This is a genomic window from Mucilaginibacter sp. P2_A4 (genome assembly GCF_056405015.1).
Genome location: NZ_JBFUCX010000001.1, coordinates 96,778 through 119,664 on the forward strand (window position 1 = coordinate 96,778; position 22,887 = coordinate 119,664).

13 protein-coding genes are annotated in these 22,887 nt (G+C 44.8%); all 13 read left to right on the plus strand.

The genetic code is table 11. From position 1 onward, the window contains the following. Positions 1-81 precede the first annotated feature (81 nt). The 13 genes from AC1DYB_RS00330 (at position 82) to AC1DYB_RS00390 (ending at position 22,885) form a co-directional block, all read left to right on the plus strand. The gene (locus tag AC1DYB_RS00330; RefSeq protein WP_477431428.1) at positions 82-2,433 is read left to right on the plus strand and encodes a GH92 family glycosyl hydrolase; all 2,352 of its coding nucleotides are present in this window, start codon (positions 82-84) and stop codon (positions 2,431-2,433) included. Between the two features lie 560 nt (positions 2,434-2,993). Then, the gene (locus AC1DYB_RS00335) at positions 2,994-4,379 is read left to right on the plus strand and encodes an SGNH/GDSL hydrolase family protein (protein WP_477431430.1); all 1,386 of its coding nucleotides are present in this window, start codon (positions 2,994-2,996) and stop codon (positions 4,377-4,379) included. A gap of 17 nt (positions 4,380-4,396) precedes the next feature. Then, positions 4,397-5,224: an alpha/beta hydrolase gene (locus tag AC1DYB_RS00340; protein WP_477431432.1), complete on the plus strand. Its 828-nt coding sequence runs from the start codon at positions 4,397-4,399 to the stop codon at positions 5,222-5,224. Positions 5,225-5,533: 309 nt separating this feature from the next. Further along, positions 5,534-7,273, plus strand: a complete 1,740-nt coding sequence (locus AC1DYB_RS00345) for a RagB/SusD family nutrient uptake outer membrane protein (protein ID WP_477431434.1) — start codon at positions 5,534-5,536, stop codon at positions 7,271-7,273. A 20-nt stretch (positions 7,274-7,293) separates the two neighbouring features. Continuing rightward, the gene (locus tag AC1DYB_RS00350; RefSeq protein WP_477431436.1) at positions 7,294-7,740 is read left to right on the plus strand and encodes a DUF5004 domain-containing protein; all 447 of its coding nucleotides are present in this window, start codon (positions 7,294-7,296) and stop codon (positions 7,738-7,740) included. A gap of 33 nt (positions 7,741-7,773) precedes the next feature. Next, on the plus strand, positions 7,774-8,778 hold the full coding sequence (locus tag AC1DYB_RS00355) for a DUF4961 domain-containing protein (RefSeq protein ID WP_477431438.1): 1,005 nt from the start codon (positions 7,774-7,776) through the stop codon (positions 8,776-8,778). 102 nt (positions 8,779-8,880) lie between these two features. Continuing rightward, positions 8,881-11,979: a SusC/RagA family TonB-linked outer membrane protein gene (locus AC1DYB_RS00360; protein WP_477431440.1), complete on the plus strand. Its 3,099-nt coding sequence runs from the start codon at positions 8,881-8,883 to the stop codon at positions 11,977-11,979. Between the two features lie 27 nt (positions 11,980-12,006). Continuing rightward, the gene (locus AC1DYB_RS00365) at positions 12,007-13,716 is read left to right on the plus strand and encodes a RagB/SusD family nutrient uptake outer membrane protein (RefSeq protein ID WP_477431442.1); all 1,710 of its coding nucleotides are present in this window, start codon (positions 12,007-12,009) and stop codon (positions 13,714-13,716) included. Between the two features lie 36 nt (positions 13,717-13,752). Next, positions 13,753-16,875 (plus strand): SusC/RagA family TonB-linked outer membrane protein, encoded by a 3,123-nt coding sequence (locus tag AC1DYB_RS00370; protein WP_477431444.1) that lies wholly within the window; start codon positions 13,753-13,755, stop codon positions 16,873-16,875. Between the two features lie 142 nt (positions 16,876-17,017). After that, positions 17,018-18,175, plus strand: coding sequence for a prolipoprotein diacylglyceryl transferase (locus tag AC1DYB_RS00375; RefSeq protein WP_477431446.1), 1,158 nt, complete (start codon positions 17,018-17,020; stop codon positions 18,173-18,175). 40 nt (positions 18,176-18,215) lie between these two features. Further along, the gene (locus tag AC1DYB_RS00380) at positions 18,216-19,436 is read left to right on the plus strand and encodes a DUF4185 domain-containing protein (protein ID WP_477431448.1); all 1,221 of its coding nucleotides are present in this window, start codon (positions 18,216-18,218) and stop codon (positions 19,434-19,436) included. Between the two features lie 405 nt (positions 19,437-19,841). Next, complete coding sequence (locus AC1DYB_RS00385; RefSeq protein WP_477431450.1) at positions 19,842-20,504, plus strand: SGNH/GDSL hydrolase family protein; 663 nt, start codon at positions 19,842-19,844, stop codon at positions 20,502-20,504. 98 nt (positions 20,505-20,602) lie between these two features. Further along, the gene (locus AC1DYB_RS00390; RefSeq protein ID WP_477431452.1) at positions 20,603-22,885 is read left to right on the plus strand and encodes a GH92 family glycosyl hydrolase; all 2,283 of its coding nucleotides are present in this window, start codon (positions 20,603-20,605) and stop codon (positions 22,883-22,885) included. The last annotated feature ends 2 nt before the right edge of the window (positions 22,886-22,887 follow it).

Sequence of the window (22,887 nt, forward strand, 5' to 3'; positions counted from 1 at the left end):
AATCGTTTTTATTAAATAAATTGGACGATAATTACCAATTATAAATAACCGCTTCTTAAAACATACTTCAGGGATTAAAAGATGACCAATACTAAACGGGCCGTTTTTGTGGCTTTGCCGGGAAAAAATTATTTCATTGTGCTGTTAACAGCTGCATTATCTTTTGGTGCAACTGCGCTGAAAGCACAAAACCCCGCCACCTACGTAAATCCTTTTATTGGTGCCAGTACCAGCACGGCTGATGCAGGCACTTACCATGGTCTTGGCAAAACTTTTCCGGGTGCTACTACGCCCTATGGCATGGTGCAGGTGAGCCCCAATACCATAACAGGCGGCGATAATGGCCCTGGGTACAGTTACGAACAAACCAGTATTGAAGGGTTTGCGATGACCCAAATGAGCGGCATAGGCTGGTACGGCGACCTGGGCAATTTTTTGGTGATGCCCACCGCCGGCAAATTATATACTATAGCCGGTAAAATGGATGGATCGCTAAAAGGATACCGATCTGCCTATGATAAAAAAAACGAAAAAGCATCCGCCGGGTATTACCGCGCATTGTTGACAGACCATCATATTAAGGCAGAGATGACCGCGGCCCCGCATAGCGGCATGCTGCGCTTTACTTTTCCGCAAGGCAGCGATTCCCGCGTTCAGATAGATTTGGCGCGTAGGGTAGGGGGCACATCCACGTTACAGTACATTAAGGTAGTTAACGACCATAGTATTGAGGGTTGGATGAAATGTACACCCGATGGTGGCGGCTGGGGTAACGGAGACGGGCACGCCGACTATACCGTTTATTTTTATGCCGAGTTTAGCAAGCCACTGAAAGATTTTGGCGTTTGGAGCGCCGATATCCCCGGCGACTGGAGCCGTAAATTGGACGATGTAACAAGTACCAAATACCTGGACAGGGTTGCCCAGGCCGAAATATTAAAGGGCGCGAAAGAGAAGCAAGGCAAGCACCTGGGTTTTTATACCCAATTTGCTACCCATGCCAATGAACAGGTGCTGCTTAAAACAGGTATTTCTTTTATCAATATCGCCGGAGCAAAAAATAATTTAAACACCGAGATCAAGGATTGGAACTTTGATGGCGTACATCAAAAAGCTGTTGACTTATGGAACAAAGCTTTAACCAAGGTAAACGTTCAAGGCGGTACACCCGAGCAAAAGACGGTATTTTATACCGCGCTTTACCACACCATGATAGACCCGAGAATTATAAGCGACGTGGATGGTAAATATCCTGGTGGCGATGGCCAGGTGCACCATGCAATAAATTTTAGCAAGCGTACCATATTTAGCGGCTGGGATGTGTTTCGCAGTCAAATGCCTTTACAAACTATCATCAATCCATCATTGGTTAATGACGAGATCAATTCGCTGGTAACGCTGGCACAGGAAAAGAAGATGAATTACCTGGAACGCTGGGAAATTATGAACGCCTACAGCGGCTGCATGATTGGTAACCCAGCCGTATCTGTAATAGCAGATGCCTATGCCAAAGGCATCCGCAATTATAACGTGCCCGAGGCTTATCGCTTATCCGTAGGGTCGGTTGAGAAATTTGGTAATGGCGATAAGGGCTTTAGCGGTGGCGATTTGAGTTTATCACTAACTCTGGAATATGCCTATACCGATTGGTGTGTAGGCCAATTGGCCAAATGGCTGGGTAAAACCGGCGATGCTGCTAAATACACACAGCGCGGGCAAGCCTACAAAAATGTATTTGATGCCGAAAAAGGCTGGTACAGGCCAAAAGATGATAACGGCAACTGGAAAGCCTGGCCCGATTCTGCAAGAACCAAACAATGGTATGGTACTATTGAAAGTAACCCGTATCAGCAAGGCTGGTTTGTGCCGCAGGATGTAAAAGGTATGGCCAAAATGATGGGCGGCTACGAAAAAACCATTGCCGACCTGAATAACTTTTTTGAAAAAGCGCCGGATAACATGATGTGGAATGATTATTACAATCATGCCAACGAGCCGGTGCACCACGTGCCTTTTTTATACAATCGCTTAGGTGCGCCATGGCTTACTCAAAAGTGGACGAGGGAGATCTGTCGCCGGGCTTACCACAACTCGGTTGAGGGTTTGGTTGGGAACGAGGACGTGGGCCAGATGTCGGCCTGGTATGTATTGGCAGCAAGCGGCCTGCACCCGGTTTGCCCCGGCGATACCCGGCAGGAAATTACGAGCCCCGTATTTGATAAAGTGGTGTTAAAGCTCGATCCTAAATATGCCAAAGGCCAAACATTTACTATAGTAGCCCTCAAAAACTCGGCGGCTAATGTATATATCCAAAGCGCAAAGCTAAATGGTAAACCATATAACAAGTGCTATTTGGATTTTAAGAATATCGCGGCAGGCGGCACACTGGAATTAACTATGGGGAGCGAGCCAAATAAAAACTGGGGAATTTGATGGAAGCTGTATTTGAAAAGTAGGTGATAATTGATGTTAAAGCTAAATCGATTTATGATAAATCCTTGTATCTAGTTGAGAGTGATGAGATTTTGCGAGGAAATGACGTAAACTAACCAAGGTTAAGACTCACTCTGTCATCGCTACGCTCGACATCCCTCTCTTCAACTTCGTTGGAAAGAGGGAGTCGAAAACTTTAAATTACCTTTTTTTACCCTCTTTCCGGCGAAGCCGAAGAGAGGGTCGCCGTCCGCGAATGGCGGACCGGCGGGGTGAGTCGTTGCCAGCATACAGGGCCGATTGCCTGGTATGAAACAAACACGTCATGGGTAGGAACGAAGGATCTGTTCGTAGACTGTACAGGGTGAAAAGCATGGTGGAGAATAGATCCTTCACTCCGTTCAGGATGACAAAAAGGTTTTTGTAATTATGTCATTGCGAGGCACGAAGCAATCGCGAACTATACAGGGCGAACTTATACAGTTCGCGATTGCCCCTGTTAGCTAACAGATCGCAATAACATAGAGAATAAATAAGATAATATATAAGTTGACTATACCATGAAGAAAACGTTTTTATTAATAATCACTCTCGGCCTTTCTATCTGGGCCAACGCCCAAAAAATCGCCCCTTTCAAGGCAGGGGACAGGGTAGCTTTTGTAGGTAACAGTATAACCGATGGCGGGCATTATCATTCCTACATCTGGCTGTATTATATGACCCATTTCCCCAACGCGCGTATTACCTGTTTTAACGCTGGGATCGGGGGCGATGCTATCAACCAGATCTATGACCGGTTTGACGATGACGTGTTTACCAAAAAGCCTAATATTTTAACCCTTACCTGGGGAATGAATGATAGCGGTTACTTTGAATGGTACCGTGCCGATGGACAGGATTTTATGGATAAAAGAATCCAGGGCAGCTACAAATATTATGGCATGCTGGAAGATAAACTGAAGCAACGGCCGGATATTAAAAAGATTTTTATCCTGGGTTCGCCATATGATGAAACTTCAAAATTTACCACCAAAAATATCTACCCCAAAAAAAGTATAGCCTTCTCAAAGATTATCGATTTTCAACAGGACGCCGCGAAAAAGAATGGTTTTGGCTATGTTGATTTTTATCATCCGATGACTGCCATTAACCTGCGCGAGCAGGCCAAAGATTCAACTTTTAGCTTAACGCCTAATGACAGGGTACACCCCGATAATGATGGACACCTGGTGATGGCTTACCTGTTTTTAAAAGCTCAGGGTTTAGATAATCAGGCTGTTGCCGAAGCTGGTGTAAACGCCCAAAGCAAAAAAGTATTAAAGGCGGTAAACTGCCGCATCACTAATGTAACGGCCGATGCCGATTCGGTAAGTTTTAATTACCTGGCCAATTCGCTGCCTTACCCTTTAGATACCATCCCGCGTGCATGGGGCAACCGCAAAAAGCAGGCTGATGCTTTAAAGGTTATTCCCTTCACCAAAGAGTTTAACCAGGAAACATTAACAGTTAAAGGTTTAAAGGTCGGTGATTATAAAGTGCTGATTGATGGCGAACAGATAGGCCATTGGTCGGCACAGCAACTGGCCGATGGGATGAATATGGCCGAAATTACCACAACACCACAATACCAGCAAGCCATCCAGATTAGGGAATTAAACGAGGAGCGCTGGGATATTGAACGCCGCACAAGGATGTACGTTTGGATGCAGTATGATTTTTTAAAGGGTAAAGGCCTGTTACATAACGATAGCAACGCGGCTATGGATACCGTAAAAAAATATGCGCTGAAGGATATTTTTGTAAATGGCAACAAAGACAATTATACCCGCGCCCGTTACAAAAGCCTTCGCGATGCCTGGCAAAAAGAAATGGATGTATTAACCGATGAGATCTATGCCATCAACAAACCGAGAAATCACCGCATCACTATTGTCGTTTTAAAATAATATACCTGGATACCAATATGGATACCTATAAAAAAACAATTTTAATACTCATCATCAGTTTTTTAACCTTTTTTAAGGTTTGTGCGGCTACGGTAGATACCGTTCTTACCCACAGCGCCGCAATGGGGCGCGATATTAAAGCGGTGGTTGTAAAACCCGCCGATTATTCCGTATCAAAGAAATTTCCGGTATTATACCTGCTGCATGGTTTTAGCGGTAACTACAGCGATTGGATTTTGAAAGTACCCGCCATTACTAAGCTGGCCGATGAGTACCAAATGGTTATTGTTTGTCCCGATGGCAATTTTGCCGGCTGGTATTATGATAGCCCGATGAGCAAAGACTGGCAATATGAAACTTATGTAGGAACAGAACTGGTGAACTGGGTTGACAAACATTACGCTACTATTGCCAATAGGAGTGGCCGTGCCATCACCGGTTTAAGTATGGGCGGGCATGGGGCCATGTACATTGCCTTTAAGCACCAGGACACCTTTGGCGCGGCAGGCAGTATGAGCGGCGCATTGGATATCAGGCCGTTTTCGGATGCTTTTGGTATTGAGCAGGTATTAGGAAAATACAGTCAATATCCCGAAAGATGGGAAAAGAACAGCGTAATTAACATGATATACCTGTTAAAGCCAAATTCGCTGGCTATTACTTTTGATTGTGGCTATGATGATTTTTTGTACCAGGTGAACCTTGCTTTTCATCAGGAACTTTTAATGCGTAAAATTCCGCATGATTTTACGGTGAGGCCGGGTGCACATACCTGGGAATATTGGGGCAATTCCATCGTTTACCAGGCCTTGTTTTTTAGCCGCTACTTTAACAAGATAAAATAGGGGATAGTGTTGTGAAGCGTTCTTTACCGGGCTTGTAATATTAAGCCCGGTTTTTAAATATTTTTTTAACTTTTATTGCTTTTTAGTGCGAAGAAAATAATTGAAAAAAAGTAGTGAAAAAGTTTGCTAAATCGTTTTTATAATTTAAATTAGCACTCAGATTAAATATCTGTTATAAACCAATTTAATACAAACATACTTTTTTTAGGGCGATCTGCGTAAGACTGCCAATTGTTGCTAAATCGATTTTCAATTTATTGAATTGAAGTTGTAGTGTTAAAATATGCTATTGTAAATAAACCCTATAATATGAAAAAAATTTACTTTAAGGTTCTTTCTTATTCGATGTTCGGACTTGCACTTTTTGGTATGGCATCCTGTAAAAAGGATGGCTTCCTGGGGCAAACTACTACATCAAATTTAACCAAGCCTACGGTTTTTGCCGATAGCGCCAATACGGTGGCTTTCCTATCCAATATTTACAGCAACGTAGGCTTTAGTGCCGACCCGGGCCGCTTTTTATATGGAGGGTTTACTACAAATGGTGGTATTGACGCTGCATCAGACGAAGCCGAGGTTTACACATCGGCAGGGTCAACCGCGCTGGCTTTTGAATCGGGTACTGTTAACCCAGCCGTAATTACTGATGACGCTTATAAAAAAAGCTATGTAAACATCAGGGCTATTAACCAATTGATGGCCAACCTGCCAAAAGCCCCCATAAATGCTTTTACTAAAACCCAGATGCGTGCCGAAGCCCATTTTTTAAGGGCCTGGTATTATGCCATTTTGTTAAAGCATTATGGTGGTGTGCACATTGTAAAAGACAGTATTTACAATTATACAGATGCAATTCCTGCTAAACGCAATACGTATGCCGAGACTGTAAATTATATCCTGGCCGATTGCGATACTGCAGCGCTTGATTTGCCCCTGGTACAAAGCGGCTTAAATTATGGTCGTGCATCAAAGGGAGCTTGCCTTGCTTTAAAATCACGGGTGTTGTTATATGCGGCAAGTCCGTTGTTCAACGGGCAGTCCATAGGAAATGGCGGCACCAAAGATTTGGTAGGCTACCCATCCTATGACAAAGAACGCTGGCGATTGGCCGAAGAAGCCGCTGTGGCAGTTATCGGAACTGGTGCTTATAAGCTCTATCTAGATAATTCAAGCCCCGGTTTAGGTTTTCAAACACTTTTTACGCGGCCTGTAAATGGCGAATACATATTTCAACGTATGAGGCCTGATAATCGTGATTTTGAAGAGTTGTGGCAACCACCAAGCCGAACCGGTAAAAATGGTGCCTTACCTTTACAGGGGCTTGTTGATGCCTTCCCGATGATTACCGGCAAGGCAATCACCGATCCAACATCTGGGTATGACCCGCAAAATCCCTACGCCAACCGTGATCCCCGTTTGGATTATACGGTGATCCGTGATCAAACACCTATTCAAAACCGGCTGTCATCGGGTAAATCGCCGATAGATATTTTTATCGGCACCTACCAGGGCAGGTCAACCGGCCCGGATGCGGTAAACGTAGGCACACGTACAGGTTACTACACCAACAAAATGCTCGACCCGAATGCCGTATCTCAGGATTTTACGCACAATACCAAAAGATGCTGGCCGCTGATGCGCTATGCCGAAATCCTGCTTAACTACGCCGAAGCCGCCAATGAATATGAAGGCCCTACCACGCAGGTTTACCAGGCTGTTGAGGCCATTCGCCAAAGGGCTGGTTTAACACCGTACCAGTTGCCAACCGGTTTAGGCCAGGCAGATATGCGTAAAGTTATCCAAAACGAACGCCGTATTGAGCTTGCTTTTGAAGAGCACCGTTTTTGGGATGTACGCCGCTGGAAAATTGCCGAGCAGACCGAGAATGTTCAAACCTACGGTATGGAGGTTGACCGCAATAATACTTCAGTAACTTATAAAACCTTCCCGGTGCGCAAGCGCAACTTCCGTACAGCAATGTATCTGTGGCCGTTCCCGCAAACCGAGGTGGCTAAATCGCCGGAGATGTTACAAAACCCAGGTTATTGATCATCATAAGATAAAAGCAAATGAAAAAGAATAACATATTTCAACAATGCGGCTTTTTGCTGATAGCCATAGCAGCTATCCTGATGACATCATGCAAAGCCGAAAAATCATTTCCTGTTAAGGAATCAGTTAAAGATATAACCGGCAGCTGGCAGGTTATCCGGGCTACCCGCAACGGTACGGATCTTACCGGCATCATCGATTTTTCCAAATTCAGGGTAAACTTTAAGGAGGGCGCTTACACCATTGAAAACCCATTGCCATTCCTGGTAAATGCCGATGGCAAATTTGCATTGGATGATCCTGAATATCCCTTTAAAATAACGTTTACGGCTACAGGAGCAGCGGCACCGGTATCTACCCCGTTCAACTACCCGGTGGTAAATGGCAAACGGCAGCTAAGCATTACGTTTAGTCCGGGCTGTCCCAATAACAGCTACGTATACGTGCTTCAAAAAGTTAACTAACCACCAACCACAAAAAATAAACAGAGAGATTTTATGAGATCATATTTACATATAAAAGGTAAAGGTTTGTGGAAGTTTTGCGCTTTTATAACCCTGGCCATCATATTAGCCTGCTGCGGCGAGATCATCACAGGTGTAGATCAGCCTGCTACAGCCACGGTAGGTGCTGTAGTGCCTATCACCGTTCACATCAGCATCCCTACCGTAGGTGATGGCGGGCCGGATAACCTGATATTTGGCTTTTTGGTGCCTAAAGGCTGGAAAGCGGCTCAAAACACATTAATAACTTATACCAGCCCAACCCTGGGCGACGGCAACATGACCCTGATACCGGATGGAACGGTAGCTAAAAATGGCGGCGGATTAACCTGGCCTGCCTATATGAAAAAAACATTCCAGATAGGGGGGAACCTTATTGATGATATGGAATGGGTAGCTTATCAGTCAGATAAAGGTTTTAAACACGGCGGAGGAAATACCATTAGCGGCGATCTGCATATTAAAATAAAAGTGGGTGCTGATGGAAACAACACCCTGGTAAAGTTGGGATACGTAATTACCGATAGTGGTAACGGCTTTACCAGTGATGGTAATGGTACTTATTACAGTTCGATGATTACGCCTTGTTTTGAAGTTACCGGCGGCACCGGCGACCTGGTGGATTTTTGTAACCCGCAGTTAACCACCATTAATCCGCCAAAATCATTAGATAATGACATTGTTACCCTAATGTTTGACGGTACCGTAGTTGATACCCCGCTTGGCAATGCTACCGAAACTTATCTATGCGCTACCGCCTATACCAGCGATGGCAAAACCGTTAGCGTGTGCGAGCAAACCGATAAAACCAAAATGGGGCAAACCGGCCCAAATAGCAAAAAATACCAGATAACGATATGGCCTAAAAGCTTTTTTAATGTTAGCGGCACACAAACCATAACCAAAATGGAGTATTTCATAACCAACAAAGCTGGAACCACCAAGGTGGGCTACGGTAATACGCTGGCGCCTTTTGTGTACACCTTTAAGTGTTCGTAACCAATTATAATACAATATGATACTTACTTGTCCTGCAAATGGAATAACAGGTATCTGCTAAAACGATATTTCAATTATTGCCAACAATTTAAATCTTATACTATGGCTTATTGCTACTTAAAGAAATGCTTTACAGGTTTCGTCATATTGATGCTTATGCTGGTAAAAACCGGGTACGCAGCTATGCAGGACACCACAGGCAGGGGTAGTACCCATCCTGACTGGGTAAGCGGCATCGTGCTTGACGAATATGCCAACCCATTAAAAGGGGTTAAGGTAACCATAAAAGGGAAAACCGATGCCGTAGTTACCGGCGCCGACGGAAAGTTTGAGATCAACGCGGCTATCAGCGATAAACTGGTGCTTGCTGTTGCCGGCTATTATACGCGCCAGGTTACCGTACACGATAAAATTAGTATAACCGTACGGCTGCTTGATGCCTATATAAAAACGCCCGAAAAGATAAACGTGCTGTATGGAACCAAAAAAGCGTCGGCTAATTTGGGGGCTATATCTTCTATTTATACCAATCAGCTTGCCTCTACACCTGCATCGTTGTATACCTACGCTTTGCCGGGCCAGCTGCCTGGCTTGTACACGCAGCAGTACAGTGGTTTTTCAAGTCCGCAAACAAGTACGCAAACCGTGGCCGATTTTGTTGGCAACGTGGTACAGCACAACAACTATTCGGCAAATGATAATACCGAGATCGGTTTATCATTGCGCGGACAAACGCCCATTACGATCATTGATGGTGTACAACGCGAAATTTCATCTATTGATCCTGAAAGCATCGAATCGGTATCGGTATTGAAAGATGCCTTATCAAACATTTTGCTGGGTATTAACAGCTCACGTGGTGTATTATTAATAACCACCAAACGTGGCCAGGCAGGTGCGCCCCGCATCTCGTTCACCGCCGAATCAGGATCTCAGCATCCCTTGTCATTGCCCACACCTTTGCCAGCTTATCAGTACGCTTATTTGTATAACGAAGCACTGCAAAACGATGGCAAACCAACTGTTTATACCGCCAACGATTTCAATGCCTATCGCAATCATACCGACCCGGCGCGTCATCCTGATGTGAACTGGTTTAACACCTTACTGCGCGACCATTCACCATTAAAGAGCTACAAATTAAATGTAAACGGTGGTACTGGTGTGGCGCAATACAGCGTGTCCTTAAGTTATCTGGATCAGCAGGGGATGTTTAAAACAGCGCCTAATACTACATACAATACCAATAATGATTTAAACCGCTACATCATCAATTCTGACCTGAGTGTAAATGTAACTAAGAAGTTTACAGTTGATCTGCAGTTGTTTGGTCGCATTCAACAGGCCACACAGCCAGGAACCGGTTACAGTGGTATCCTCAATACGCTTTATAATACACCAAATAACGCTTACCCGGTTTATAACCCCAACGGATCATTCGGGGGTACAACTTTATTTACCAATAACCTGCTATCGCAGTTACAATATTCGGGCTACCAGCGGACCAACAGCAATGATGTAATGGCCAACCTTGATCTCAACTACGATTTGAGCGGTATTACTCAAGGCCTATCGGTAAAACTAAAAGGCAACCTTGCTTTTGAATCGCAGGGTTTGGTAAACAGGGGGCTGCAAAACAACGCTTACATTTTTAACAGGGATAGCAGTTACTCGGCAGTGGGTAATCCAATAGCGCAATCAAATGGATTTGCCACGGTATCAAGCGCCCGCTACTCCTTTGCACAGGCCGCCTTAGATTATGACAGGCAGTTTGGTAAAAGCAATGTAAGCGGCATGTTATTGTATGATACCCGGTCGGCAGTGTTAAACTACGATCTATCGGGTGTTACTACCAACCGTGCGGTTAAGTTTGGCTACAACTATGATAGCAAGTACCTTTTTGAAGCATCGGTAAACAGCAGCGGTTATAACAGGTATCCGCCGGGTAACCAGTATGGTTTATTTTACGCGGTTGGTTTAGGCTGGCAAATGGGGCAGGAGCGTTTTATTAAAGACAACGTAAGCTGGATAAGCTCATGGAAATGGCGCGCCACCTACGGTAAAACCGGTAATGCCAATGTGGATAATTTTGGTTACTACAATTTTTTGCAAACCTACAGCGCATCAAACGGCTACCCGTATACATTGGGTACCAGCCGCAGCGTGATCCAAAGCTATAACGAAAATACACTGGCTAATCCCTACATCCGCTGGGAAAACGCAAAAAAGCTGGATATAGGTACCGATATCTCGTTGTTTAAAGATCACTTTAAAATTACCGCCGACTATTTTCACGACAGGTATTATGATCTGCTGCAGATTAGGGGCAACAGCATCGCGCTGCTGGGTACCGGTTACTCTGCGGAGAACATTGGTGTAAAACTTTATAAAGGCACCGAACTTGCCTTAACCTACCAGGATCACGTAGGTAATTTAAACTATTTTATCAGCGGCAACGCTACCCGCCAAACATCCAAAAATGTATTTAGCGATGAGGAAGCCACACCTTACCCATGGTTAAGGCGCACGGGATTATCAAACGATGTAATCTTCGGTTATACAGCTTTAGGCTTTTTTAAAAATGCCCAGGATGCAGCTACCGGCGCCACAACCGTAGGTTACACACCACAGGCAGGAGATGTTAAATACAAAGACCTCAACGGCGACAATATTATTAACCAGTTTGATCAATCGCCTATAGCCAATACCAAAGCGTTGATTTTTTACGGCTTATCATTTGGCGTAAACTATAAAGGGTTTAGCCTGAGTGTGCTGATGCAGGGCGTGGCCAATCACCAGATCATTTATAACAATAACCTTATAAATGGTTTTGCAGGTGTTGGTCCGTTTGGTAACAATTATTCGGGCCAGGGCTATGATGCTTTAACAGGCAGATGGACACCCGAGACTGCTGATGTAGCTACCCTGCCACGCTTATCATCGGTAGGTAATGCCAATAATGGTCTGCTATCAACCCTATATATCCGCTCTGCTAATTATATGAGGCTAAAAAATGCCGAGGTAGGTTATAGCCTGCCGCTGGAGTGGGCGCGCAAGCTCAGACTGTCGGGTATCAGGGTATTTGCCAATGGCGAAAACCTGCTTACTTTTTACGGCTACAAAGGAGTTGATCCAGAGGTTTATGGTCTTGCATATCCTGTTCAACGGGTGTTTAATGCAGGTATAAACATCAAGCTTTAATTTTTGGCCAACATTAAAAACATGATCATGAAGAAAATTAAAAATATAAGCATAGCAGTCCTTACCCTTTTTGTAATACTATCGGGCTGTAAAAAATATGAGCAATTTCCGGTTGATAAGGTGGGTATTCAATATGTGTTTGATCCTAAGGATTCTTTAGGTACCAATGCTAAAGAATTTCTATACGGTATTTATCCCATACTCAAAAGCGGTCATAACCGGGTAGGTGGCGATTACCTTGACGCTGCGTCTGATGATGCCATGTCGTCGGCCTCGGGTCCTACAAACCAGGTTACCATACTATCCACCGCAGCCTATAATTCCTATACCATACCAGCCGATGAGAACCTTTGGGCATATTATTATACAGGTATCCGCAAGGCCAACATTTTTGTAAATAACATTGATCTGGTGCCGGTAATGGCGAAATACAAAGGCTACTCGCAAAAGTACGTATGGAAAAGCGAAGCCCGTTTTTTAAGGGCCATGTTTTACTTTGAGCTGGTGAAACGTTACGGTGGTGTGCCATTGTTAGGCAACAAAGTATTTACTATAAGCGATAACGTAGCCCTGCCGCGCAACTCATTTGATGATTGTATAAAATACATAGTAAGCGAGTGTGATGCCATTAAAGATACGTTACTCACTACACCATTTGATAACCCCAATGCCGATGCGCACCGGGTAACCAAAGGCGCTGCATTGGCCTTAAAGGCAAAGGCATTGTTATATGCCGCCAGTCCGCTGTTTAATGGCGGCAATATTGACGCGGCCAACCCGCTAACCGGCTATGCTGATAACAGTACAGCAAGATGGGCAGCAGCTGCAGCGGCAGAAAAAGATGTAATGAACCTGGGCGGTTACGCGTTGCTGACTAATTATAAAGATATTTTTCTGACACAGAATAATGCTGAAATGATACTGATCAGGCAAACCGGGTCTGATAATATTGTCGAATCGACTAATGCGCCTATAGGATTTCCCGGGGCAGCATCAAAAGGTCAAACCAGCCCCAGCCAGCAATTGGTTGATGCTTACCCTATGAACAACGGCTTGCCCATAACCGATCCATCATCAGGTTATGATAGTAATAATCCTTACGTTAACCGCGACCCGCGCCTTACCTATACCGTGTTTTATAACGGTGCACGCTGGCTTAACAGCGATCTGCAGCTTTATGAAGGTGGCCAAAGTAAACCAAACACCAGCCTGCAGCAAACCAAAACTGGCTACTACATGCGCAAGTTTATGGGCAACGAGGAGAATACCAATAGCTTCCAGAGCCATAATGCCGATTGGTTGATCATCCGCTATGCCGATGTGATATTGGGCTATGCCGAGGCTGAGAATGAAGTTAACGGTGCAACCGGCGATGTTTACGACGCAATGATCAGGATTCGCAAGCGCGCGGGCTTAACTGGCGGGGGAAATGGCCTGTATGGGTTAAAAGCCGGCATGAGCAAGGACGAAATGCGCGATGCTATCCATAACGAACGCAGGCTGGAATTTGCTTTTGAAGAAAGCCGTTACTGGGATCTGCGCAGGTGGAAAACAGCAGGCATCCTAATGAACGAACCGCTTAAAGGTATGTCGATCAATAAAATTGGGTCGAGTTTGACTTATAATATCGTCACTGCTCAGGCCAATAAGTTTACCGCGCCGCAAATGTACCTGTATCCCATCCCATACGATGAAGTGTTAAAGAACCCGAATATGAAACAAAATCCCGGATGGTAGTCCTTCAATTAATTTAACCAAATCAATTAAGCAGTTATGAGAAAATTCATACTTTTCTTTCAAATAATAGTACTCATGCTTCCGGTGGTTGCATTTGCGCAAAATAAAACCGTAACCGGGACCGTGCGCGATGTTTCCGGTGTTTTGCCCGGTGCATCCGTGGTTGAAAAAGGATTACCATCAAATGGTACAATTACCACGGCCAACGGTAAATTCAGCCTCACACTAAAAGGTCAATCTAACGCTATCATCATTAAATTTATAGGCTACGTGCCACAGGAGTATGCCTTTAAAAATGGCAGCACGGCCGATGTTATTCTGCAAACCAACAGCAATGGCCTGGATGAAGTAGCTGTAGTTGGATACGGGAAACGCTCACGGCCTACCAACACCGGTGCTGTAAGTTCTATATCGGCGGCTGATATTCGCACCGTTCCAACAGCTAACGTGCAAAATGCATTAACCGGTAAATTACCGGGCTTTTTCTCGCAGCAGGCATCAGGCCAGCCGGGTAAGGATGCATCAGATTTTTATATCCGTGGTGTTAGTTCATTAAATCCGGCTGGTAACCAACCGTTAATAATTGTTGACGACATACAGTATAGCTATGATCAGTTGCAACAGATCAACGTAAACGAAATTGAAAGTATTTCGATATTGAAGGATGCGTCAACCACAGCCATTTACGGTATTAAAGGTGCCAACGGTGTATTAGTTGTAACCACCCGCAGGGGTAAAAGCGGTGCGCCAAAGGTTAACTTAAGGATGGAAACAGGTGTACAGGCTCCCACCAAAACGCCAACTTTCCTTGATTCTTATAACTCGGCGGTATTGATCAACGAGGCGCAGTCTAATGACGGTATCCCGCAAAGCTTTACGCAGCAGGATCTGGATCATTTTAAAAATGGCGACGATCCTTATGGACATCCCAACGTGGATTGGTACAATAAGATATTCAAAAAAAATACTTACCAGTTAAATACCAATATGGATATTTCTGGTGGAAGTAACGCGGTTAAATATTTTATCTCAGGTGGTATCCTGAAACAAAACGGCCTTGTTCGTGACTTTGCCGATCCGCAAAGTTTGGTAAACACCAATTACTATTTTAACCGTTACAACTTTCGCTCCAACCTTGACCTGAAAGCTAATAAAACACTGGATCTGCGTTTGGATGTAACCACCCGTTTCTCGGACCTGAACCAGCCATATAACCAAAATGCTGTAGGCGAGGTATATAACTTTACCAAGGAAACACCTTTTACCGCGCCATATTTAAATCCCAACGGCTCGTACTCATATGCCTACTCGTCTTTTAACCCCGAGCATTTACCAACGCTGAATGCCAGGCTGGCCACAGGTGGTTACCAGCATTCGCGCCGTACCGATTTTAACTTTTTGTTTGGCGCCACTCAAAAGCTGGATGCGCTTACCGAAGGCCTGTCTTTAACCGGCAGGGTAGCCTATTCCAGCATTGAGCAGTTTACCAAGCAAACATTTAATGGCGGCGGTTTCCCATCTTATCATTTCGACCCAACAACTAACCAGTATACGTTAAAGCCGGGAGCAAGTTATGTGTACCAAACCTATGCATTAACCGGTAATACTGATATCAACTCCAATAATTACGATGCGCAGCTATATGCCAATTACGATCATTTGTTTGGCAACGCGCACCATATAACCGGCTTGTTGTTGTTTAACCAAACATCACAAACTTACAACGCGCAACCTTTCCTGGATGGTTCATTAGTGGCCGTACCGCAAAAATTCCAGGGAGTATCCGGCAAAATTGGATATGATTATAAGCAGAAATATTTACTGGAATTTAACATCGCCTACAACGGTACCGACAGGTTTGCCGCTAACCACCGCTTTGGTTATTTCCCGGCTTTAAGTATTGGTTATAACCTGGTAAAGGAGAAGTTCTTTGCTGACAAATTCCCGGTTTTCAGCCTGTTTAAATTGCGGGCCAGCTACGGCCTGGTAGGTTCTGATGCCGCACCGGGTAATCGCTATGTGTACAACCAGGTATATAAGCAAGGCGGCGGATATTATTTTGGCGAAACGCCGCAAGGCTATGGCAGTGTATATGAAGATGCCCTAAGCAACGCTAACGTAGTTTGGGAACGTGCCAAAAAAACGGACGTAGGTTTGGACCTCAACTTATTTAACGATAAGATTTCGGCCACCATCGATTATTTTCATGATATCCGTTATGATCAGCTGATTGTTCCCGGCAGTGTGCCCCAGATTATCGGCGTTGACCTGCCTGCCGTAAACATCGGGAGAACCCGTAACCAGGGTTTCGACGGACAGATCAGTTATCATAGCAACGCAGGCAAAATACAGTACAATGTGGGTTTTGTATTTTCGTATGCTAAAAATAAAATACTCTTTATGGATGAGGCCGCGCCGGCTTATAAAACCCTGGCCAGAACAGGCTTGCCTATCGGTCAGCAATTTGGTTATCACTCCCTTGGATATTATAGCGTAAAAGACATCGCTGATATTAAAGCATTCCAGGCCGCGCATGGCGGATCGAACGCAGGCGATCCTATTGCAATACCCGATAATGGTTTACCGCTGCAACCCGGCGATTTGAAGTACCAGGACCTTACCGGCGATGGCATCATTAACGTGTTCGATCAAACACATATCGGTAACCCCAACCTGCCAAATACTTCGCTTGGCTTATCACTCCAGGTTGTTTATAAAGGGTTTAGCGTTAGCGCATTATTTGCAGGCTCATTTAATTACAGCTTCGCGGTATTGGGTACCGGTATTGAACCTTTCCAAAGTCAGTTTCAACCCATTCACGAGGAACGCTGGACACCAACAAACACAACGAATGCCAATTTTCCGAGGTTGAGCACCAATCCTACGTCAGTAAATAGCCCGACGGCTTATTTTTCAGATTACTGGCTGATCAACGCGCATTACATCCGCCTTAAAACAGTTGATATAGGGTACCAGCTGCCAACCAAACTATTGCCTTTTAAAATTAACAACGCCCGTATTTACATGAGCGCCTACAACCTGTTTACCTGGACAAACTTTAAAAAGTACCAACAGGATCCGGAGGTGGCTACCAATACAGCAGGCGATGCTTATATTAACCAGCGGGTAATTAATATTGGTATACAGGCCGGGTTTTAAATAAGCAAAATATATTACTAAAGTCATGCCGATTACTTGTTTCGGCATGACTTTGAGGCTAAAATCACCATGTAGTTTTCCCTCAGGAATTTCGCCGAATTTTACTATTCAGTATGATTTCATTTATCATTAAATTAGTGCGATGTTTCCAACTATTGGCCACCTTATTTACTACCTTTTCGGGATTAATTTTACATTCCCGGTTCAAACGCTGGGTTTATTTATGGCCTTGTCTTTTTTGTTCTCGTACATGGTATTTAGCTCGGAGTTTAAGCGGTACGAGGCCTTAGGTAAGATCACCGCATTTATCCGCGAAGTAATGTTGGGGCAAAAAGCTTCCTTCGCCGAAATCAGCATCAATTCCTTCCTTGGTTTTCTATTAGGCTTCAAAGCTTTTGGGGCAATGTTTAATTACACTATCTTTAGTGAAAATCCGCAATCGTACCTTTTATCACTAAAGGGTAACCTGGTCATGGGGATCCTTACAGCCGCGATATTTGGTTTTTGGGTTTATGCTGATAAAAAGGAAAATGAACTGGAGGAGCCGCGGTTGGTAACGGAAACAGTGCACCCTTACCAGCTGATGGGAATGCTCCTGTTTTCGGTAGGCTTTTTTGGCTTTATAGGGGCAAAGCTTTTTGATACGGTGGAACATTGGGATAATTTCAGGTATGATCCGGTGGGGACCTTATTCAACGTACGCGGGTTTTCTTACTATGGAGGCCTTATATTTGGCGCTTTAACTTATCTGTATATCGGTCATAAAAAGGGAATGAAACTGGTACACCTGGCCGATATCGGTTCGCCCGGGATGATGCTGGCTTATGGCATCGGTCGTATAGGCTGCCAGCTTGCTGGCGATGGCGACTGGGGAATAGTTAACAACCATGCAAAGCCGGGGTTTTTGCCTCAATGGATGTGGTCGTTCACGTATCCGCATAATGCCATTAACGCCGGGATTCCTTTGCCCGATTGCACAGGTAATTACTGTAATCAACTGGTGCAGGGTGTGTACCCTACGCCGTTTTATGAAGCCACTATTTGTTTGTTGTTTTTTATGCTGATGTGGATTTTTAGGAATAAGATCATTATCCCTGGTTTTATGTTTTTTTTGTACCTCATCCTTAACGGCGGCGAACGCTTTTTAATTGAGCTGATCCGTATCAATCCAAAATATCATATCCTGGGTATGGTGTTAACCCAGGCTGGTTTTATCGGTTTACTGATGGTGCTGGGAGGATTAACCGGTTTTGGGTTTTTCATTATAAACCATAAAAATAACTTGCAAAGACAGCCGTAGTCGGCTTAAATTTGGGTGCCCAATTATTTGAATTATCCCTATGAGAAAGTTTGCGATCATCAGCCTTGTATTTTGTTTTATTGCAAACGCGCAAACCAAAGCACAAACCAGTGCTAAAACTGTAAATCTTACCGACCTTAACTTTACGGTAGAAGAAGCTCCCGAGTGGAGCGCCCTATTAAAACGCGAAACCGGCTGGTTTGGCGGCGACGGTATTTACACTATCCCATTAAACGGTATCGAAAACAGGCAGGCTAAAGCCAACGACAAGGTGTTATTTATTTTTAGCGATAGCATGATCGGTAAAATAGAAAATGGCACCATGGCGCCTGGTTATAAAATGATCCATAACTCCGTTGCCGTGCTTAAGGGCAATCAACCTGCAAATCTCAAAATGAAATTTACCTGGGATACTGATAAAGCCAAAGCAGCCGAATCGGTATTTATACCGCGCACTACCCAAACTCATACCAGCGATTACTATTGGCTGGGCGATGGCTTTGTAAACCAGGAACTGAATAATGCCATCTACATTTTTGGCTATAGGGTGCGCAATGTGGGCACAGGCGCATTTGGGTTTAAAGAAGTAGGCAATACACTCATCAGGATTCCCGCCGGCGCACAGCCACCTTACCATGGTTTAAAACAGATGGATACGCCCTTTTACCTCACCGATAAAAACGGCGATATAGGTTCATTTGGCGCTGGTATCTATGTAAATACAACAAAGGCGGGCGCGCCAAAACCCGATGGGTATATTTACGTTTATGGCGTACGCGGCATGGCCAAAAAACTGATGATAGCCCGCGTGTTACCCAAAGATTTTGAACAGTTTGACCGATGGACTTTTTACGATGGTACCAATTGGGTAAAGGATATGAACAAGGTAGCCGATGTTACGGATAATGTATCCAACGAGTTAAGCCTTACCGCCCTGCCAGATGGCAGGTACGCCCTCATTTTCCAGGTAGGGGGGATGAGTACCGACGTAGGGATGCGCATAGGAGCAACACCTTATGGCCCGTTTGGTCCGGTAATAAAGATATGGGATTGCAAACCCGATCTGGAGGAAAAAACCTTTGTGGTTTACAATGCCAAAGCGCATCCAAGCTTGTCTGCTCCCGGCGAACTGCTGATCAGCTATAATATTAACTCTGTGGATTTCATCCCCGATTTGATGAAACACCCTAATTTGTACCGGCCGAGGTTTATCAGGATGAAAATAGGGAAAGAGAGTCAGGAATCAAGAGTCAAGAATTAAGAATCCCCTTCGCGCGGCGTTATATGGGTTTTAAAATCCGGGGGGCACTGAAGGGGAAATGAAGTTAAAAAGGTTTGTCATCCTGAGGAACGAAGGATCTATTAGCAAACTGTACAGGGCGAATAAGCATGGTGGAGAGTAGATCCTTCGTTCCTCAGGATGACAAAAGGGGTTTTAGCAAATATGTCATAGGTAGGTACGAAGCAAGGAGCCCCACCCAACCCTCCCCGGAAGGGAGGGCTTAAAAAACGAATATCAAAAAGTCTCCCCTACCGGGGGAGATTTAGAGGGGGCTCTTTGCTTCGTATCCCGCAACAATGCTTTTACAGAATTTTAAATCTTGATACTTGCTATTTGATACCAAAACATATATCTTAGCTAAATCAATTTAGCTAACCAATTCAAATGAAAAGATTTTTACTGTTTGCCGGCATCATCATGCTGTGCAGTTTCCAAACTAAAAAGCCCGTTAAGGTGGTATTTTTTGGTGATTCCATTACCGAGTATGGTGTGCAGCCAACCGGTTTTATCACCCTGATCCAGCAGCGCCTTAAAGCCGAACAAAAGGATAAGGATTACGAGATTGCTGGTGCAGGCATTGGCGGTAATAAAATATACGATCTGTATTTGCGCTATGAAGATGATGTGTTGACAAAAAATCCGGATGTGGTGGTGATCTGGGTAGGGGTAAACGATGTATGGCACAAACGCATGTTTGGTACCGGTACCGATTGGGATAAGTTTGGCCGCTTTTACACCGCATTGATCAAAAAAATGCAGGCTAAAAATATTAAGGTGATTATCTGTACACCGGCCAGCGTAGGCGAGAAACCCGACTACAGCAATGAATTGGATGGCGACCTGAACAAGTACTCCAACCTCATCCGCGATCTGGCTAAACAAAACAATTGCGACCTGGTAGATTTTAGGACCTTATGCCACGAATATAACGTTAAAAATAACCCAACCAATAAAAGCGAAGGCATATTAACCAAAGATGGCGTTCACCTGAACGACGAGGGTAATAAATTTGTGGCCGATCTGTTTTACAAAACCTTATTTAAATAAAAATAAGGTTTTGTCATTTTGCTAAATCGATTTATTATTTATATTTGTACACCAGGTGCTGATATCCTTTATTGGCACAAACCAAATTATATCGCCCAATGAAAACACGCTTACTTACTTGCCTTGCCACGCTTTTATGGATAAACTGCCTTTTTGCGCAGGATGCCAACCTGGTTAAATATGTTAACACGCGGCAGGGCACTAATACAAAATATGAGTTTAGCTATGGCAATACTTACCCGGCCACGGCATTGCCTTTTGGCATGAACACCTGGACAGCCCAAACCGGCAAAAATGGCGATGGCTGGAAGTATCAGTATTTTGAGCATACCATCCGCGGCTTTCAGCAATCGCACCAGTGCAGTTCATGGGTAAATGATTACGCGGTGTTTTCTTTTATGCCGGTTACAGGTAAGTTGGTTGTTAATGAAGACGCCCGGGCCGCGGCCTTTAAGCACGAGAACGAAACCGCCCAGCCCAGTTATTACAAAGTAAAACTGGATAATAATATCACCACCGAGATGACCCCTACCGAACGCGGCGCTCACTTACGCTTCACTTTCCCCAAGGGGCAGGGCTCTTACCTGGTATTGGACGGCTACACCAAAATGAGTATGGTGAAGATCATCCCGCAGGAGCGTAAGATCATTGGCTGGGTGAACAATTGCCGATGGGCGCCACAAGGGTTTAAGAACTATTTTGTGATCACCTTTGATAAACCTTTTGCTGATTATGGCACCTGGGAAAATAAAAAAGACAAGCTATCGCCCAAAAACCTAAGCGGCGAAGGCGAGGGTATTGGCGCTTACCTTAAATTTAAAGATGGAGAAACGGTGCAGGCCAAAGTAGCATCAAGCTATATAAGCCCGGAGCAGGCCGAACTTACCTTACAAACAGAACTGGGCAAATACCGCGGCTTTGATGATACCCGCAAAGCTGCCGACCAGGTTTGGAACACGTTGTTGGGTCGCATGAAAATTGAAGGCGCTACTGAAGATGAAAAGGCTACTTTTTATAGTTGTATGTACCATGCCAACCTGTTCTCGCACCAATTTTTTGAGTACGGTAAAGATGGCAAGCCTTATTACTATAGTCCGTATGATGGTAAAGTGCACGATGGCTTTATGTATACCGATAATGGCTTTTGGGATACTTTTCGCGCACAATTCCCACTCAATACCATTATTCACCCTAAAATGCAGGGGCAATATGTGCAAGCACTCCTGGATGCGCAGCAGCAATGCGGCTGGCTCCCGGCTTGGTCGTTCCCGGCCGAAACGGGCGGGATGCTGGGTAATCACTCCATATCATTATTAACCGATGCCTGGGTTAAGGGTATTCATACCTTCGACCCTAAACAAGCCCTGGCGGCATATTACCACGAAGCCACCAATAAAGGTCCATGGGGCAGCGCTAATGGCAGGCCGGGCTGGAAAGAATATTTTGCCGATGGCTACGTGCCCTACACGCCTCAAACTTTAGGCGCAACCGCCTGGACTTTGGAGTTTGCCTATGATGATTTTTGCGGATACCAGCTGGCTAAACAAACAGGTAATACCTACTACGAAAATGTTTTTGGCCGGCAGATGTATAATTACAAAAACCTGTACGACCCTAAAACGCGCTTTATGCGCGCCAAAGATGCCAAAGGTAATTGGATTGAACCTTTTGACCCGATGGATTGGGGCGGCCCCTACACTGAGGGCAACGCCTGGCACTGGACCTGGTCGGTTTTCCAGGATGTGCAGGGCCTCATCAACCTCATGGGCGGCGATAAAAATTTTACAGATAAAATTGATTCGGTTTTTACCGAACCGGGTACTATTAAAGTAGGAGGCTATGGACAGGTAATTCATGAGATGACCGAAATGGCGGCCTTTAAAATGGGCCAGTACGCGCAGGGTAACGAGCCTATTCATCACCTGTTGTATATGTATAACTATGCCGGCCAGCCCTGGAAAGCACAGCAACACCTGCGCGAGGTAATGGACAAAATGTACAACGCTGGCGAAAACGGCTATCCCGGCGATGAGGACGAAGGGCAGATGTCGTCATGGTATGTACTGAGCGCGGCAGGTATTTACAGCGTTTGCCCCGGCACGGATGAATACGTGATAGGCAGCCCGGCATTCAAAAAAATGACCATTACACTGGAGAACGGAAAAAAGTTTATGATAGAGGCCAATAACAACAGTAAGCAAAACGTGTATATCCAGTCGGCAACGCTTAACGGGAAGCCTTATACCCACAACTTTATTAAGCACAGTGATATCACGGCCGGCGGCATCCTGCACTTTGAAATGGGCGATAAACCCAACATGAGCCGCGCCCTTGCAGCCGAAGACAAACCTTTTTCGCTCTCCAAAAATACATCAAACTAAAC

Bases quoted from the DNA above. Each gene is read 5' to 3' on its own strand.
- AC1DYB_RS00330 (WP_477431428.1), top strand. From the start codon at position 82: ATGACCAATACTAAACGGGCCGTTTTTGTGGCTTTGCCGGGAAAAAAT.
- AC1DYB_RS00335 (WP_477431430.1), top strand. From the start codon at position 2,994: ATGAAGAAAACGTTTTTATTAATAATCACTCTCGGCCTTTCTATCTGG.
- AC1DYB_RS00340 (WP_477431432.1), top strand. From the start codon at position 4,397: ATGGATACCTATAAAAAAACAATTTTAATACTCATCATCAGTTTTTTA.
- AC1DYB_RS00345 (WP_477431434.1), top strand. From the start codon at position 5,534: ATGAAAAAAATTTACTTTAAGGTTCTTTCTTATTCGATGTTCGGACTT.
- AC1DYB_RS00350 (WP_477431436.1), top strand. From the start codon at position 7,294: ATGAAAAAGAATAACATATTTCAACAATGCGGCTTTTTGCTGATAGCC.
- AC1DYB_RS00355 (WP_477431438.1), top strand. From the start codon at position 7,774: ATGAGATCATATTTACATATAAAAGGTAAAGGTTTGTGGAAGTTTTGC.
- AC1DYB_RS00360 (WP_477431440.1), top strand. From the start codon at position 8,881: ATGGCTTATTGCTACTTAAAGAAATGCTTTACAGGTTTCGTCATATTG.
- AC1DYB_RS00365 (WP_477431442.1), top strand. From the start codon at position 12,007: ATGAAGAAAATTAAAAATATAAGCATAGCAGTCCTTACCCTTTTTGTA.
- AC1DYB_RS00370 (WP_477431444.1), top strand. From the start codon at position 13,753: ATGAGAAAATTCATACTTTTCTTTCAAATAATAGTACTCATGCTTCCG.
- AC1DYB_RS00375 (WP_477431446.1), top strand. From the start codon at position 17,018: ATGTTTCCAACTATTGGCCACCTTATTTACTACCTTTTCGGGATTAAT.
- AC1DYB_RS00380 (WP_477431448.1), top strand. From the start codon at position 18,216: ATGAGAAAGTTTGCGATCATCAGCCTTGTATTTTGTTTTATTGCAAAC.
- AC1DYB_RS00385 (WP_477431450.1), top strand. From the start codon at position 19,842: ATGAAAAGATTTTTACTGTTTGCCGGCATCATCATGCTGTGCAGTTTC.
- AC1DYB_RS00390 (WP_477431452.1), top strand. From the start codon at position 20,603: ATGAAAACACGCTTACTTACTTGCCTTGCCACGCTTTTATGGATAAAC.